12 protein-coding genes are annotated in these 15,540 nt (G+C 54.7%); 4 read left to right on the forward strand and 8 right to left on the reverse strand.

Features of this window, described 5'->3' with window-relative positions:
* Window positions 1-527 precede the first annotated feature (527 nt).
* Both CP49_RS25395 and CP49_RS25400 read left to right on the forward strand, forming a co-directional pair.
* Window positions 528-1,586, forward strand: a complete 1,059-nt coding sequence (locus tag CP49_RS25395; RefSeq protein WP_245310857.1) for a polysaccharide biosynthesis/export family protein — start codon at window positions 528-530, stop codon at window positions 1,584-1,586.
* Between the two features lie 58 nt (window positions 1,587-1,644).
* On the forward strand, window positions 1,645-3,015 hold the full coding sequence (locus tag CP49_RS25400) for an O-antigen ligase family protein (protein WP_057852901.1): 1,371 nt from the start codon (window positions 1,645-1,647) through the stop codon (window positions 3,013-3,015).
* Window positions 3,016-3,102: 87 nt separating this feature from the next.
* Here CP49_RS25400 and CP49_RS25405 read toward each other — a convergent pair whose 3' ends face one another.
* The 7 genes from CP49_RS25405 to CP49_RS25440 all read right to left on the reverse strand — a co-directional run bounded on the left by CP49_RS25405 (window position 3,103) and on the right by CP49_RS25440 (window position 11,041).
* On the reverse strand, window positions 3,103-3,735 hold the full coding sequence (locus CP49_RS25405; protein WP_245310858.1) for a transglutaminase-like cysteine peptidase: 633 nt from the start codon (window positions 3,733-3,735) through the stop codon (window positions 3,103-3,105).
* A 172-nt stretch (window positions 3,736-3,907) separates the two neighbouring features.
* Window positions 3,908-4,885, reverse strand: a complete 978-nt coding sequence (gene galE, locus CP49_RS25410; protein ID WP_057852903.1) for a UDP-glucose 4-epimerase GalE — start codon at window positions 4,883-4,885, stop codon at window positions 3,908-3,910.
* A gap of 921 nt (window positions 4,886-5,806) precedes the next feature.
* Window positions 5,807-6,472: a sugar transferase gene (locus tag CP49_RS25420; protein WP_057852905.1), complete on the reverse strand. Its 666-nt coding sequence runs from the start codon at window positions 6,470-6,472 to the stop codon at window positions 5,807-5,809.
* 427 nt (window positions 6,473-6,899) lie between these two features.
* Entirely contained in the window at window positions 6,900-7,214 is a 315-nt protein-coding gene (locus CP49_RS25425; protein ID WP_156438651.1) for a hypothetical protein, read from the reverse strand.
* Window positions 7,215-7,371: 157 nt separating this feature from the next.
* On the reverse strand, window positions 7,372-7,839 hold the full coding sequence (locus CP49_RS25430) for a hypothetical protein (protein WP_156438652.1): 468 nt from the start codon (window positions 7,837-7,839) through the stop codon (window positions 7,372-7,374).
* Between the two features lie 258 nt (window positions 7,840-8,097).
* A complete protein-coding gene (locus CP49_RS25435) occupies window positions 8,098-10,359 on the reverse strand; it encodes a polysaccharide biosynthesis tyrosine autokinase (protein WP_057852908.1) in 2,262 nt (753 codons plus the stop codon).
* Window positions 10,360-10,423: 64 nt separating this feature from the next.
* A complete protein-coding gene (locus CP49_RS25440) occupies window positions 10,424-11,041 on the reverse strand; it encodes a hypothetical protein (RefSeq protein WP_057852909.1) in 618 nt (205 codons plus the stop codon).
* A 360-nt stretch (window positions 11,042-11,401) separates the two neighbouring features.
* Here CP49_RS25440 and CP49_RS25445 point away from each other — a divergent pair, with 360 nt between their 5' ends.
* Window positions 11,402-12,175 carry a metallophosphoesterase family protein gene (locus tag CP49_RS25445; protein ID WP_245310859.1) on the forward strand — a complete coding sequence of 258 codons (774 nt, stop codon included), beginning with the start codon at window positions 11,402-11,404 and terminating at the stop codon, window positions 12,173-12,175.
* Window positions 12,176-12,213: 38 nt separating this feature from the next.
* On the opposite strand, the gene CP49_RS25450 is transcribed toward CP49_RS25445, so the two are convergent.
* The gene (locus CP49_RS25450; RefSeq protein ID WP_057852910.1) at window positions 12,214-13,305 is read right to left on the reverse strand and encodes a glycosyltransferase; all 1,092 of its coding nucleotides are present in this window, start codon (window positions 13,303-13,305) and stop codon (window positions 12,214-12,216) included.
* 666 nt (window positions 13,306-13,971) lie between these two features.
* Between CP49_RS25450 and CP49_RS25455 the strand changes: the two genes are divergently transcribed.
* Complete coding sequence (locus CP49_RS25455; protein ID WP_057852911.1) at window positions 13,972-15,378, forward strand: hypothetical protein; 1,407 nt, start codon at window positions 13,972-13,974, stop codon at window positions 15,376-15,378.
* The last annotated feature ends 162 nt before the right edge of the window (window positions 15,379-15,540 follow it).

Raw genomic sequence — 15,540 nt, forward strand, 5'->3', positions numbered from 1 at the left:
CCTTAAAGTCGCCGACCAGCCCGACTGGGGGATACAGGACGGTATGGACTGTTAGGTTTTCCAGCTCTTGACATCCAATCGCATGTAACTCCTTCAATATTCAGCGCTTTGCGGGGTGTGGCGCAGAGGCAACGGATCGCTCAAAACCGAGTCAAGGCGCCACTGCGCTGTTTGATACGCGCGACTCCCCCTGTAGGTTCGGTTCGGAAGCGTCCGCGAGCCAATTGACGTGAGTAACGGGAATCGAAGACGCAGGATCCGGGGGCAGGGCGTTGAAATTAAGGGCGAACCATATTGCTAAGATGACCCAAGACCGGCCAAATCTGGGCGGGCCTTTGCGTTTGGGTCCCGAGACTGTTCGGCAGCGGTGCTGGCGATGGGGGGCACGCGCCGGGGTACGGAGCCAGCCGCTGTTTGCAGTTGTCTTTGCGTTTATGCTGCCGGCATGCTCGATTCTTCCCGGAACTGGGCCCTCGAGTGACGCGGTAAATGGAAATGCGACCGCTGGCATACGGTCTACGACGGCTTTGCCCTATGCTCTGGTCGACATTAGCGCCGATACCATTGGCTTTCTGTCGCAACCTAACCTGATCACATTCAAAGGGCAATTTCCTGACAAACGCGCCAAGCCGACTCAGGTTGTCGGTGTGGGCGATGTCCTGAATGTATCGATCTTTGAAGCTGCTCCGGGCGGCCTGTTCACGCCCGGCCAAGCTGCCGGCGCTCGGCCGGGAAATTTCGTCGATTTGCCGCCCCAGGCGGTGGATCAGAAGGGGAGCATTTACGTTCCCTATGCCGGCGAAATACCTTCCGCTGCGCGGACCATTCCAGAAATCCAGCAGGCAATTGTTGCTCGGTTGCGCAACCGCGCTATCGAGCCGCAAGTGGTCGTCAGCCTTAATCAGCAGCACTCGAGTGTCGTCAGTGTATTGGGTGACGTGAATACACCGGGCGTCTTGGCTCTGAACAGTGTCGGCGAAAGGTTACTGGCGCTTATTGCGCGCGCAGGGGGCCCGAAGTACGAAGCAATTGAAAGTTACGTTACCTTGCAGCGCGACGGCAAGCGCGTGAAGGTGCTGCTCAGTCGCGTGGTGCACGACCCGCGCGAGAATATCTTCATAAGACCGAACGACGTGATTTTCCTTACCCGTGAGTCTCCCACTTTCACGGCATTAGGTGCGCTCAATCAAAATGTGTTCGGGTTCAATTCAGAAATTCCGTTCGATGTTGAAACGCTGACGCTAGCGCAAGCAATGGGCAAGGCTGGCGGACTCAACGACAATCAATCCGACCCCAGGGAACTTTACGTCTATCGCTATGAGGACCGTCATTTCCTGGAAAAGCTTGGTGTCGATACAACGAGATTCACCTTTGAAAGGGTGCCCACGATCTATCGACTAAACCTGCGGGATCCATCTGGTATGCTGCTCGCCGCTGGTTTTCAGATGCGATCCAAGGATGTCATGTACGTCGCCAACGCCAAGGTTGTGGACTACTACAAGCTCCTCTTGCTGATTAACAATACGACCTCGACCGTCAGAAATGTCAATTCAGCCGTCCATGAAGTGGCCACGCCGATTAACTAGGCGTGGCCCGATAGGGTCAGCGATTCGGCTATAGATTGATGGTAATTGAGATTTCGGCGTGACGGCCAGCTCTGTCCATCTGTGGATCACCGTCCTTGTGCTTGTGCTGGCCCCGCTGTTCTTCGGGTCCGTCGATCTTTTCTGGATAGCGGTCTGGACTATTCTGCTCTCAACAAGCGCGTTGTGCGGTGTGGTCGCACCAATGAGCTCCAGTCAGAGCCGGGTATTGCTCGGCTTCCTTGCTTTATGCGGGGTCTATGCGCTGGTGGCGGTCGTTCAGGTCGTTCCTGATGCGATCAGCCAGCTCAACGATCTAAGTTGGCATCGGGCCAACGAGATTCTTAATCTTAATGCGTTGCCCCGTATTTCTAGCCGAGCCGAGATTCCACCGATAGCGGCAGGGCATTTTCTGCTCTTTACTACGTCTTTCGTCAGCGCCTTCTGCCTGGGAGTCTCGCAGCGCAATTTCGAAATAATTGTCCGGTTCGCACAATACTCAATTCTTGCTTACGTTGCTTATGGCCTTGCCGCTTTTGCATTTACGCCGAACACGGTGTTATGGGCCCCTAAGCTCGCTTACCAGGGAAGTCTGACCGCGACGTTCATTAATCGCAATACCGCCGCCACATTCGTGGGGGCCGGCGTGATCCTGTGGTCCTGCTCAGCCTTTTTCTCGATACAGTCCTTTCAATTTTCCTCGCTACGGCTGCTGTTACTGTCCAAATTGAATGAGGACCTTGCGTTCAAGATCATTCTTCGATCGGCCGCCGCGCTAATGTGCTTTTTTGCACTGCTTTTGACGGGCTCACGCGCCGGATTGATTTGCACCTGCTTCGGATTAATGGTGGCGATCATCCTGATGGTCGCTAACAGGCGCAAGGCGAGATTTTGGTTCATCGCGGTTTCAGTAAGCGCGGCTATTGCGCTCGTTGTCCTGTTGCTCAGTCGGATGGGCCAAATTGTCACTCGTGGGTTGTTGGACGAAGCGCGATGGTCAGTCTATGAGTTTTGCGTTGAGGCCGTCCGGCAGCGACCTCTTCTGGGTGCCGGAGTTGGCAGCTTTGCAGATCTGTTTCCATCGCTCCGGACCAACGACTTCTCCAGTGGGGGCGTCTGGGACTACGCTCACTCCACAATTCTAGAAATTGCAGTCGAGATGGGAATTCCTGTGGCAGCCATGGTTGTCATTGCGGCGCTGGCCTCCTTTTTTATCCTTGCTCGCGCTGCCCTTATGTCCAAGGACCGGAGCCGGAGCTCGCTGGCTGCAATCGCCGGCATTGTGGTCCTTAGCTATCTGCACTCGCTCGTCGATTTTTCACTGCAAATTCCTGGCTATCTTATCGTGTTCGGTATTCTGCTCGGTTGCGGGCTCGCCCGAGCATCCTCTACCTGCCAGTCCAAGCAACCCGCGATTACGCAATCTTCTTGAGTTGAGAGGGAGCGGCAAGCCTGCGTTGAGAGCAGCGGGTCGAGATGCTTATGGCGGCCAGAATTATGCGCGGCTTTTTCGAACCGGCTATCGATCCGCCAGGCGAACTTTTTTATCAGCTTGCGCCATGGACGGGCCACTCGCAGGATACTTCACCTCATACCAAAACTTGGCGTCGGTGGCTGATTGTATCTTGAGCCATTGGTAGCCCGTGCTCTGCCAGGGGCGGATCGCTTCGGTCAAATTGTCCATAACGAGGTCACCCCGCGTCGTCGCGACGACGAGCACTAGGTGGCCAATTCCGGAGGCTGTCTTGACCACCGATAGCCGCAGAGCTCTAGAGGGCAGACCGCCTTCAAGGAGCTCGTGCCGTTTAGTTACGGCGTAGTCGTTGCAGTCTCCCATATCTGGGGCAATCGTCCAGCCGTCCCCAAGGTTGGAACCATAAGTCTTGGAGGCTGGAATGATGGACATGTTGATGCTGTGATTCACACGCTTCAGCAACTCCGAAGTTTCCGTGTTGAATTCGATGCGGTCGCTTTCCGCCGCGCTTGTCTTGCAATCAGAAGGATATCGAAGGCAAAACCGGACATGCTGAAAAGGAGCTAATGTCGGAGAAGCTTCCGCAATCGCTGGAGGCACATTTGAGTCCTGTGGGGATCGACTGCGAGCTTCGGCGAGGCCAGCAAACAGTGCGCCTGCAAGGATTGCAGCCAGCATCGAATATAAGTGTCGCGTCATAAGACAACCACCGACCGAGGATGATGCGACCGCTTGTGCGCGCGCTATCAATCGGCGGATTGTCCGGCTGCGAGGTTAAGTCTTCCCTAGCAAACGCCGTTAACGAACTCTTATGATCTTCTCCTGCAGCCCGCGGTGGTCAAGAGCTGGGTCAAATCGTCAGGCAGTTTGAGTGCCAGTTCCAGGCCGTACTGACAATCGATCGGAGGTCATGCCGAGGAGACCACCCGATCGTTTGTTTCGCCAGAGCGTTGTCTGCTACCAAAATCGGTGAGTCGCCTTCCCGACGTGGCCCATATTTGACGCTAATGCTTTTGCCCGCAATGTGCTGAACGGTCTCAAGCAGTTCCTTCACGGTTGTCCCATGACCGGTGCCAAGATTCAGCGCGTGGCTTGTGCCGTTGTTCAAGAGATGCTCGATCGCGCGGACATGCGCGTCGGCGAGATCGAGCACGTGGACGAAGTCGCGCACGCACGATCCATCCCGCGTTTCATAGTCCGTTCCCAGAATCTCAAAATGTGGCCGGCGACCCAAAGCGGTCTCGATCGCTATGGGGAGGGCGTGAGTTTCCGGTGAATGCCATTCACCGATTCTTCCTTCAGGGTCTGCTCCGGCCGCGTTAAAGTAGCGCAAAATTAGGGATCGAAAGCCCTGGTACAGATCCAAGTCCTTCAATATCTGCTCGACGATCAGCTTACTCCGGCCGTAAGGATTGATCGGCGCCTGAGGGTGGGCCTCATTGATCGGTATCGAGGAAGGAATACCGTACGTCGCACATGTCGAGGAGAACACGATCTTGTCGATTCCTGCAGCTTGCGCTGCTCGAAGCAACGTTATCGTGCCGACCACATTGTTCTCGTAGTAGCTGCCTGGGTCCAGAACCGACTGGCCAACCTCAATCGCTGCGGCGAAATGCACGATGGCGAGCGGTTTGTGTTTCCTGAGCACGTCGTCGAGCTTGCCACGATCCCGGATGTCGCCGATTTCAAGAGGACCCCACTTGACGAATTCAGCATGACCGTTTGAGAGGTTATCATACACGATTGGCGTGAAGCCCTTAGTGAATAGATCAAGGCAGGTGTGCGCCCCGATGTATCCCGCTCCACCAGCGACAAGAATATTTGCCATTCTAGGATTTCCCGGAGGGCGCTCGCGGTGTCAGTTCCGCTGCGATTGAAAACGCGATTGTTGCGAACGCCCCGTTCTATGCCTGAAGGGCGGCTGCGATTTGAAGGATCCAAGCTCAGTCGCGTCTTGAAACAAAGGCGGTAGTCCAGAACTAGACGTAGGTCGTCCAGAGGTTTTTACTATGATCGAACACCCACTGCCATAACGTGATCATTCCCCACCCAAGAAAGGCGAGCCATGCGAGCATTGCCAATACAATCATTGTGGCAAGCAGCCAAATCGCGACCTTCCTGCCCGTTCGCACACCAGTGAATCTGGTTGACGAACCCTGCAATTCGATGTCCGATTTTTCCGATCGCTGGTCATCATTCATTCGTCGTTACCGCTCTGAGACAGCGATCAGTAAACGCAAATGCCTGCGATCAGCAATCTCAATGCAAAATTAACGTAAAAGGAGCTTGCTGGCATGTCATTAAATGTAGACCCGTTATCCTTACCCCTTAGCGATGATTTGGAGTCAACCAAGGGTGGTCTGCCTGTTGAACGCGACGTCGGCCTGTTCGGAACATGGATTGAGCTTGTGAGAATGGCTGTTTTGACGCGAGGGCCGAATAGCCCTTGCAAGTCGGTAATCATGCTCGAACGTTCGGGCCAAGAAATAGAATGAGTTAGAGATGATGGTTCTATGACGCAAGATTGCGTCCCGCTACATGCCGTGCCAGCATATCACTATAGCCGGCAAGATGTGTTGAGAGCGCGGAAAGTCGGATCGACTACTAACATGATGCACAAGTCCAACGCCCGCACTTGAACCTCGAAAGCGTGGTCCTGCCCAGTCGTCTAGACAAAGACTGGAGCGCGGCCAGAAGTTCTTCCGAACTCATTTTTCTGCGGCCGCCCCGCGATGGATCAATCACACGTTCAATAGCCGCTATCCGAGAGCAGAACGACAGGGATTGTGACGACCAATATCTTCACGTCCAAAGCCATGGACCAGTTGCGTGCATAAAAGGTATCATATTCGACGCGTTGCTCATACGTCGTGGTACTACGCCCGCTCACCTGCCAGAGGCCGGTTATGCCCGGCCGGCATGAAAGGTAGGCCTCTATGGCGGCGGAGTATCTGACCAGCTCTTCATCGGTAACCGGACGAGGCCCAACAATGCTCATGTCGCCCTTCAGGACGTTGAACAATTGAGGCAACTCGTCCAGGCTGGATTTGCGTAGAATTGCTCCGATCGCGGTCACCCGAGGATCGTGCCGCAGCTTGCGTGTGGTCGCCCACTCCGCCGCCGCTCTAGGATCCGAGTCAAGAAGGTCGCGCAGTCGCGCCGATGCATCGGTCGCCATCGTGCGGAATTTCAGGCAATCAAAATACTTCCCCCTAAAGCCGACGCGCCGGTGACGGAACAGGGCCGGTCCAGGCGACGTCATAACAGTGGCGACGAAACAAATGATCAGCAAAGGCGCGAGTAAGACAATTCCAGAGATTGCCAATACAATATCGATTGCCCTCTTGCCAGTTAGTCCAACAGGACGGGGCGACGTTTTTGCAGCAAATCGCAGCGTATCGACCAAATCGTTCATTTGGCACTCCTTAAGAACTCACTTCTGAAAATACTTCATCCTACGTGTTCTAATTTACCGATTTTTAACATATGAATGCCTGCACTGCAAAAATGTGCAAGGCTCTATTGTTGGCACGATTTACAAAAAATTAAACACACCTAACGCACTGCGTTTATTAACCATTTCTTCTGCTTGAATCCTGTCCGCTTCGAATTGAAGCAACCCTATGCCTCCCTAATATGCTGCAGTGCGATATCTTTGGTCAGCCCGTGCCGGGAAAAGAGGCTAAGAATCGTCATAGTTAAATATTTGTGCAAGTCTTATCCGTCTTTGACATCAGGTTCTAGGAGGGCGGCATCAACCTGACGTGATCAAGCCAAGGCCGCGGGCCCGGTTTCGTATCGTGAGGGGTTAGTCTTCTACAAAGCGCGATTTCGAACGGACCTCATGGCGGGCGGTGCGGTTCGAGGACCGGCGAGAAGTCCGCAGGCGTACGTTCCTTGCGATCGTCTCCGGTGAAGACAAACAAGCCCTTGCTGGTTACAATCATGTCGCCTCGCTGGAGGCTTGGGTCGTTCATGGCTCGTTGGTCTGCGGCTTCAGCGTCCTCCTGGTCAGATGACGGAGGACCCGCAGACCGCGTGCGCGCCTTGGCGACGTATTCCTCGGAGAGACGACGCGCGTCCAGCACGCGTTGCTGCCACTGATCGGCCGTAAGCGTAGAGTCAGGAAAACCTTCCAGTTCTTCGAGACAGTTCACCCCCGATCCCAGTAGCGACAAGACAACGACCAAAACCGGGGTCCGAAATGTCATGGCAAGCCCGAAAGTTCGGTGATCAAGCGTATCGTAGCGGACACGACAGAGTGTCTATAGGTACTTAGCTGACGCGCAACGGAGCTCGGGTCTTGCTTGATAGTCAAGATCGGAGTTTCTGCAATGCGTCGGAAAAGCTTTTCTGCTGGGGAGAATTGAGCAGTTCGACCTGAGTCAGAAGCAGCGAACGAATGGATTGAGGAGCAGCTAAATAACTGCGGGCCGCACTGTCCGCGAATCCGTGGCGTATCAGCTGTTGAAACTCGCTAATAATTTTCAGCCGGAGCGGTTCAGGCGCGATATGGAGCAGGGGCGTCGCAACGACGGTCCGGCGGATCGAGATCCATGCTTCGTTCGGAGAGGCTTCATAGGACATGGAGAGCGCGTCAAAAGACCGTTCGTTCAACAGACCGTGCAGCACCTCCAGGTTGAACACCAGCAGCCAAACGAACGAATCTCGCGGAGTGCAACTCAGGATCAGTCTCGAACGAGCCTCAAGAGAGCGGACGTGCCGGTCGAACTCCTTGGTGAACCCGGCCCGTAGCGCGGCTTCCGCCAGGGGCATTTCCATGAGCAACATTGCCCTCTGAGAATGGGTGTCACAAGCGCTGAGGCTCTGCGCAGCGCGACTTTCCAGCGTCTGCGTCGATGCCGTCCGATTGAACCTTTCTAAGCGCAAGAGACGACTTTCGATGTCCCGAAAATCATCAGCCGCCTCGCTCCGCGGAAGAACGAAAAATCCCCAAACCAGCCCCAGGCAGCCAACTGCAAGCGTCAGCGCTCGTCCAACGACCAATGCAAGAGGAGTCTTTGATGCGGGGCCCAAGACCTAGACGGTTTCCGCCGATGCCGGTTCATTTGTGTAATAAGTATAACGCCGATCGGAATAACCTTCGAAGCGGCGCATGACGGCTTCATCGGCTTTGTTGAGGACGGCACCCAGGAGGCGCTCGGACACGATGGGGGAGGCGCGGACGGCCTTGACAATCTCGTCGGTGGATGTGCTGCCCCACTCAACGACCAACACAAAGGCGTCGAACAGATGGGCCACAGCCTTGACGTCAACCACCGGAAGGATTGGTGGCAAGTCGACAAGGACATAGTCGTAATTGCTCTCGGCGGCCCTGAGCATATCCTTCATCGCCGGCGAGTTCAGGATGTCGGAACTGTGGGAAGGCTTCATCCGCGTTGAAGATGGCAAGAAATCAAATTTAAATTTGGAGTCCGTGATGACCAGATCGTCAAAGTCCGATTTGTCGGCAACCATGTTGACCAAGCCTCGCGTATTTACATAGCCAAGGGCCCGGCTCATCGAAGGGTTTCGCAAGTCGGCGTCAATCAGCAAGGTGCGTGCGCCGTTCTTTGCAACGAAGGCCGCAAAACCTGTTGCGACCGTGGTTTTTCCTTCGCCAGGGAGCGCCGAAACTATCCCGATAACCTTGCCCCCGGTGGGGTGAAGGTCGATGGCGACCTTGATGTAGCGCAGAGCCTCGGCCGTTGCGGAAAAAGGCGCAACTTCGCTGATCTGTCGAAATGCGCTTGAATCCCGGGTCGCATGCCGTTTGCGTAGCACAGATTTGTTCTGTGGAAACGCGGGTAATACGGCGAGGCAACTTACTCCCAGCAGTTTTTCAAGTTGCGCACGGGTGTGGATCTGGCGATTCATATGTTCGCGGCCAAAGGCTAACAATATTCCAAGCGCCAGTCCGGAAAGCGATGCAAGTGCAAGTGTCAATCCGATCTTTGGCGAACTTGGCATGCGGGGAGGGGTGGCCACTGTGACAACTCGGGCCTCAGTCGAGGGAAATGATTGTTGCTGCACAGATTGAGTGAAGCGTGAGAGGAATGTCTCATAAATACCGCGATAGGTATTCGCGGCAGTTTCAAGCTCGCGCAGGCGGACTTGTGATTGTCTGGTCGAGCCGGAGTTCTGGAAGACCTCAATCATGCGCTTATCAATGGATTCTTCCTGACTTTTGGCGATCTGCAGTTCACTCTTGTAACTTTCAGCGATGCGGGAAATCTCATCCCAGATCGCCCGCTGCAGAGCCGCCATTTCAGCCCGTAGATTTCTGGCGGCCGTATGATCCCCTCCATAGCGGGAGCTCCACTCCGATTCCTTGTTCTGATTGTCCAAAAATTGCTGCCGAAGCCTCGTGATAACCGGATTGCTGAGTGCATCCGTTACCACCGGATCAGGAATGTTGAAGCGGTTTTCCTTGTCCGACCGCTGTTCCAGAACGCGCGATATCCGGTCAAGCTTGGCCCGAGCCTGGCTGGTATCGGCACGGGCCTTGGCCAAGGCTATTCCAAGCTGATCAAGCTCGACTTCACTCGCCAACTTGCCATCGACACCGATGATAATGCTATTTTCGGACTTGAAGTCTTGAACTTCCTTATAGGCATTGCTCGCCTGCTGGCGCAGCTCACCAATTCGCTGCTCAAGCCATGCGGTGGCGCGACGAGTCGCTTCAAACTTCGCCTGCAGTTGATCTTCGATGTAGGCATCGGCAAAGGCATTGGCGATCGTGGCAGCCTTTTCCCGATCAAGCGAGGTATAGGCGATCTGCTCGATGTAGCTGCGTCCGAGGCGGGTGACGCGCAGATCAGCCTTAACGGCGTCTACGACGCGGCGCATCAGTTCTTCTTTCGAAGGCTCCGGTTCTGGTCCTGAATCCGACTTGAACAACGAAAAGATACGGCGTCTGAGCCCCGGTCCGGACCCGACGAATTCGGGGTCCTCGGTCAAACGCAAGCGACGAATAACGGCTTCGACAACTTTTTCGGACTTGGTAGTCTCTATCTCGCTTTCGACCGCTGCATCTTCAATGCTGCGATTTTCAGAGGCCATTTCGGTCTGTGTCCAGGTAACCCTCTTGGTATCGATGATCATGTCCGCTTGCGCAGTGTACCTGAACGGCGAAGTTGCGATGTAGGCGGTTCCAACAACCGTCAAGAGAGCGGTAACCAAGGCGATCAGGCGCCACTGGCGGCCCAGAAAATCGCGTATCTGAAGCATGGACAACGTTCCGGAATCGGGATCGTTGTCAATCGCCGGCGTGTAGGGGGAAAACTGCCGGGCAATGTTCATGCCTAGTTCCTGTCTAACTCTGCCCGTTTGGCTCGGGTGGGCGTACCGCTAAACGGTTTCGAATTCAACGTGTGGGGCTAACGGGACCTGCCGCGTTCGTTGATGAAGCGCTGGGGTTGTTGAGGCCGGGAGCCGAAATTTGGACAAGCGCCGAAACGGTGCCGCCACCGCCCGGTGCCAACGTGGAGCGACGCGACCCGTTCGGGTTCACCACGATCACGCTGCCTACCGAACTGGTCGCAAAAGCGGTCGCAGCCTCCGTCGCGGCGGTCGAGAGATCTCCCGCAACCGCGGCAAACGCTGCCTGGAACTGTCCGTCCTGGAAGCCGGCGACCGCCTGCTGGATGAGTTGGCCTGCTTGCTGGTCAATGGTCGAACAAGCGACTGCGGCTTGGGCGAGGCCGGCAGCGATCGCCGTCTGAAATCGGGGGGTAGTGCCTTTCGCAACTCGGACAAGATCCGCGGCAAGTGAGGCGTCTGTTCCGGCGAGATCCCGTGTCGTTGCCTCGATGGTGCGGGTATCGGAATTGGGGGTGACCAAACCTTGCGGGTTGGCGCGGAAGTGACTTATCGCCTGTTCGGAAGCGCTCGGGTTGATGCACGCTGCCCAACCCTGGGCTACGGAAATGGCGAGAAACGCCGCAGCAAAAAGCGCGATGGACGTGATGGGGGTGGTGATCATGGGAACGCTGCCAACTGTTTGTTTCTGATTGAAAATTGCTTTTAAGCTACATTACTTGCTTTAAGCTACATTAGAGTGCAAGAGTCAGCAAGCCTACCCATCGCTATGGTTGATCCCGAGGTCCCCTCACTAACCTTATGATAATATTTATGTTTCAGGTTCCAGACACCTGATCTGATGGACGCGTGCTTCCATAGACTATCGGCTGGCCTGTCATTGCGCGACCCTAGTTAAGCCACAGCGAGGCTATCGAAATGCAGCAACCGTTCAATGTATGGTAGCCTGATCGGAAGGTGCAAGATGCTGAGCCAGTTGATGTTCCACCGTTGTGGAAAGCGTTCTGCGATGGCGGGTTGACAAGTGCTGCCGGCTCTTCTTCCGGGTTTTAGCGAACTGCGCGTGCGGGGACGGCGCCCCTCGGTACCGGCAGAACTGAGGATCTACGCCATTGGCGACATTCATGGTCGCCTTGACCTGCTCAACACGTTGCTGGCCCGGATCAGTCGCGATATCGCGTTCCGCCCGACGGCAAGACCAATTTACGTGTTTTTGGGTGATTATATCGATCGCGGGCCATCGTCGCGCGAAACGATCGATAGATTGATCGAACATAGGAGGACGCATGCATGCGTATTCCTGAAGGGTAACCATGAACTGATCGCGATCAAGTGCCTGAGCGATCGCGCCCTGTTCGATCAATGGCTGCGTTTGGGTGGTCTGGAAACCTTGGTCTCGTATGGCGTGCCTCCTGACACCTTGGCCTACGGAAGGCAGATCGCCAAGCTTCAATCGGCTTTTCACAGTGCATTGCCCCGAGAGCATTTTCGTTTTTTTCGAGATTTGAAAAATTCGTTCGCATGCGGCGATTTCTTCTTTGCTCATGCTGGGGTGAAGCCTAACGTTGAGCTGTCAAGCCAGAGGGAAAATGACTTGCTTTGGATAAGGGAAGAATTTCTGTCGTCAAAGGAGGAGTTCGGCAAGATCATTGTTCACGGACATACCCCCACCCGCGAAATAGAAGTGGGGCCAAATCGGATCAATATCGATACCGGCGCCTTTGCGACTGGCCGCCTGTCATGCCTTGTACTTGAGGGGGAAGACTTGTCGGTGATCGATACCTCTTTCGAGTCCTGAAAGCCGAGCAGTTCTTCCTGCGGTTTGCGCCGTGTTGCCTATCTTGCGGCCAGCAGGCCATCGATGTGCGCCCGCATTTTTTGAAAGAACTGATCGCGGCCGAATTGGTGCGCGTGTGCGGCGATCTTTTCGGGATCGATTTCGATATCTGCCAGACTTCTGACCGCCGACGAGATGGCCTCGACCGATTGTTCGGCAAAGAAAGCACCCGACAGACCAATTGCAACGGTTTCAGTAGCGCCGCCTCGACCAAAGGCGACGACGGGACGGCCGCTCGCCATTGCCTCAACCGGCACCATGCCGAAATCTTCCTCGCCGGGAAAGACCAATGCGCGGCATCGCGCATAATGTTGCTTCAGGACATCGAACGGCTGCGAACCCAGGACCGTGACGGTGGGCCCCGCAAGGCGGCGAATTTCATCAAGCATCTCGCCGCCGCCGATCACGACCAGCTCTAACTTCATTTCGTTGAAGGCGCGCACCGCGAGATCCGGTCGTTTGTAGGATACGAGTTCACCAGCCATCAAATAATATTCATCAAGTTCGGAGGGCGCGGCGATCGAAAACGCGCCGGTGTCGACGGGTGGGTGAATGACGACGGAAGGTGCTCCGTAATACCGGTGAATGCGCCTCGCAACCGTCGCCGAGTTCGCAACAAAGCTGTCGACCCGGGCGGCCGATGTCACGTCCCACGTTCGCAGGTAATGAGTGAGCGGCGGCATCATCAACCGTGCCACCCGGCCGGCGCCATTCCGGTAGTCGTGATACATGTTCCAGATGTAGCGCATCGGGGTGTGGCAATAGCAAACGTGCAGCGCCTCCGAGGGCGCAATGATGCCCTTGGACGGCCCCGATTCGCTGCTGATGATGAGGTCGTAGCCGCGTAGATCAAGCTGTTCGAGCGCAAGCGGCATGAGGGGAAGATACGTCTTGTACATCTTGCTTGCGCGAGGCAGCGAATTGATGAACGTCGGAATGATGCGATGCTGGCGAATCCTGTCGGAGACCATCTCCGGCACGTAGACGTGGGTGAAAATGTCGGCCTGCGGATACATTTCGCAAAGCGCCTCGATCACCTTCTCGCCACCACGCATTCCGACGAGCCAATAGTGAATGATCGCAACTTTCATCGTGTACCTGGTGGCGGTCTAATTGAAGCCAAAATAAAAGACGAAGTGAGTTGCTTACATTATCATTCAGAGATGGATTGTGAACCCACGGCGCGGTTGTTCGAGTCGGAAGCAGGCGGACACGTTGTGCAGGAGAGGGGTATGCGACAACTGGCGCCGAAAGTCGCCTGTCATATCATTGAGCGGCCGGCAGGCAAAACGCGATTTGTCAATTCTCTTCGTGGCTGAACCAGGATCGCGGGTCAATGCCTGCGAGAAGCTATTCGGCCGATCCCTTCGCGCGCTAAGTGCGAACCGCCTTGAAGCCGCGTCAAAAATCGTCGATCAAGTGGAAATACCACAAGCGTTAACAATTGGTGTGGTTAATGCGCGTCGGGGTGCGTTTACTTCGGTATACCGATGGCGACACCCCGATCTCGATCGTGCAGGAATAAATAGCAAATAAAGTGTCTCTATGGTGATGCGGTTAGCCGGGTCGCTAGTACAAAATGTCGAAAGGTTGGACTAAAGTAGCGGCAGGTCGAAAGAGACGGGCTGGAAATTGAAAAGACAGGTGCACTACAAATTCGATACGGGCAAACTTTCGTCGATGTTGGATTTTTGTGCGCCCAAACATTCGAAATAAAATCTGCATGCGCAAATCATGAAAGAGACGCGAGCGAAAGTATGACTATCGAGCTGATCGGAATCATTGCGCTGCTCATTGGAATTGTCGGCATATTCTGCGAACCGGCGTTCATCGTCTCCGTGTTCTTTTGTTCTACTCTTCTTGGGTCTGCTGCGGCATTCACGCTGCCAGCGTTGGGTGGCACAAACATACAACCCGCTCACTTGCTACTCGGGTTTTTGGCTTTCAAACTAATAGGCAAGGGAGGCCCGAACAGCATGAAGGAGGGACTTGCGATTGGCCGCCCGGGTTTTTGGTTGATGCTGTCTCTGATTTGGAGCGTCCTCTCCGCATATTTCCTACCAAGAATATTTGCAGGACAAACTTTTGTTTTCCCTGCGCGCACCACCGGCTACAGTTTACCACTTGAGCCCGCAACTTCCAATTTAACACAGTCAATTTACCTCGTTGGCGATTTTGCATGTTTCATACTGCTGTACGGCTATGCGGCGACGCGGATTGGACGGAGGGCGATGGAAAATGCCGCGCTGCTCTGCGTTGCACTGAATCTAGTGTTTGCAGCGCTTGACTTGTTAACTTTTTTTACAGGCACGGCCGAGCTTCTGTCGTTTATTCGAAATGCTAATTACGGGTTGCTCAACGATACTGAACTAGCCGGTTTCAAGCGGATTGTTGGATCGTTTATTGAGGCATCTTCTTTCGGTGCGATGACGCTTGGGTATTTCGCATTTTCAGGGAAGCTTTGGCTCGAAGGCGTCCATCCCCGACTGACATTGATACTTGCTGGTCTTTCGTTTTTTGCGCTGCTATTTTCCACGTCCACCACGGCCTATCTCGGACTAGCCGCCTTTTTAATCGTTGCCTATCTTCAGACGATCTTCAATGCGCTGCGTCGGCCGATCAACCCTCAAGCCTTGTGGTTTATCGTAAGTATGCCAATTGCCGCGCCGCTTGTGATGGTTGCAATTGCCCTAAACGACAGCTCTGCGATTTATGTTGGAGGTCTTCTCAACGACCTTGTGTTTAACAAAATGTCGACTGCATCCGGTGTCGAGCGGTCGTCGTGGAACGCTCAGGGATTGCAAAATTTCATTGACACGTTTGGTTTTGGAGTCGGAAACGGGAGCATGCGAGCTTCTAGTTTTCCGGTCAGCGTGCTCGCGAGCTTAGGTGTCATCGGCGCACTCACCGTGAGTCTATTCCTTGTCACAGTTTTCCTGAGCGGTTTGAAAGGCGATGATAATCCAGCTCGAAGTGCGTACCGAAATGCAGCAAAATACACCTGTCTTGCGTGGCTTCTCGCCGCAACCGTATCAGGCGCGCTAGTCGATCTCGGTTTACCCTTTTTCGCTTTCGCGGCGTTGGCATGTTCGCCGGTGGCCTCATCATTTGCGGCATCGACTGGATCAACACGAGTTCTCTCAGCGGAAAGTGTGGCCCGTTGAACTACTCCGCATCCAGCCTGTCGATCAGTTCAACTGTAGATAAAAATGAGAAGAGCGTGTTTACTGAATAGCCGGCAACGCGCCAATCGCGTCCAGGGTACCTTTGCTATGCGCTCCTAGCACCGAAAGCAGTTTGAAAACGTAAATGCTCCAGGACAAGCC

This window comes from Bradyrhizobium valentinum (assembly GCF_001440405.1).
Classification (GTDB): domain Bacteria; phylum Pseudomonadota; class Alphaproteobacteria; order Rhizobiales; family Xanthobacteraceae; genus Bradyrhizobium; species Bradyrhizobium valentinum.

Bases quoted from the DNA above. Each gene is read 5' to 3' on its own strand.
- CP49_RS25405 (WP_245310858.1), bottom strand. From the start codon at position 3,735: ATGCTGGCTGCAATCCTTGCAGGCGCACTGTTTGCTGGCCTCGCCGAA.
- galE (WP_057852903.1), bottom strand. From the start codon at position 4,885: ATGGCAAATATTCTTGTCGCTGGTGGAGCGGGATACATCGGGGCGCAC.
- CP49_RS25420 (WP_057852905.1), bottom strand. From the start codon at position 6,472: ATGAACGATTTGGTCGATACGCTGCGATTTGCTGCAAAAACGTCGCCC.
- CP49_RS25430 (WP_156438652.1), bottom strand. From the start codon at position 7,839: ATGGAAATGCCCCTGGCGGAAGCCGCGCTACGGGCCGGGTTCACCAAG.
- CP49_RS25435 (WP_057852908.1), bottom strand. From the start codon at position 10,359: ATGAACATTGCCCGGCAGTTTTCCCCCTACACGCCGGCGATTGACAAC.
- CP49_RS25440 (WP_057852909.1), bottom strand. From the start codon at position 11,041: ATGATCACCACCCCCATCACGTCCATCGCGCTTTTTGCTGCGGCGTTT.
- CP49_RS25450 (WP_057852910.1), bottom strand. From the start codon at position 13,305: ATGAAAGTTGCGATCATTCACTATTGGCTCGTCGGAATGCGTGGTGGC.
- CP49_RS25455 (WP_057852911.1), top strand. From the start codon at position 13,972: ATGACTATCGAGCTGATCGGAATCATTGCGCTGCTCATTGGAATTGTC.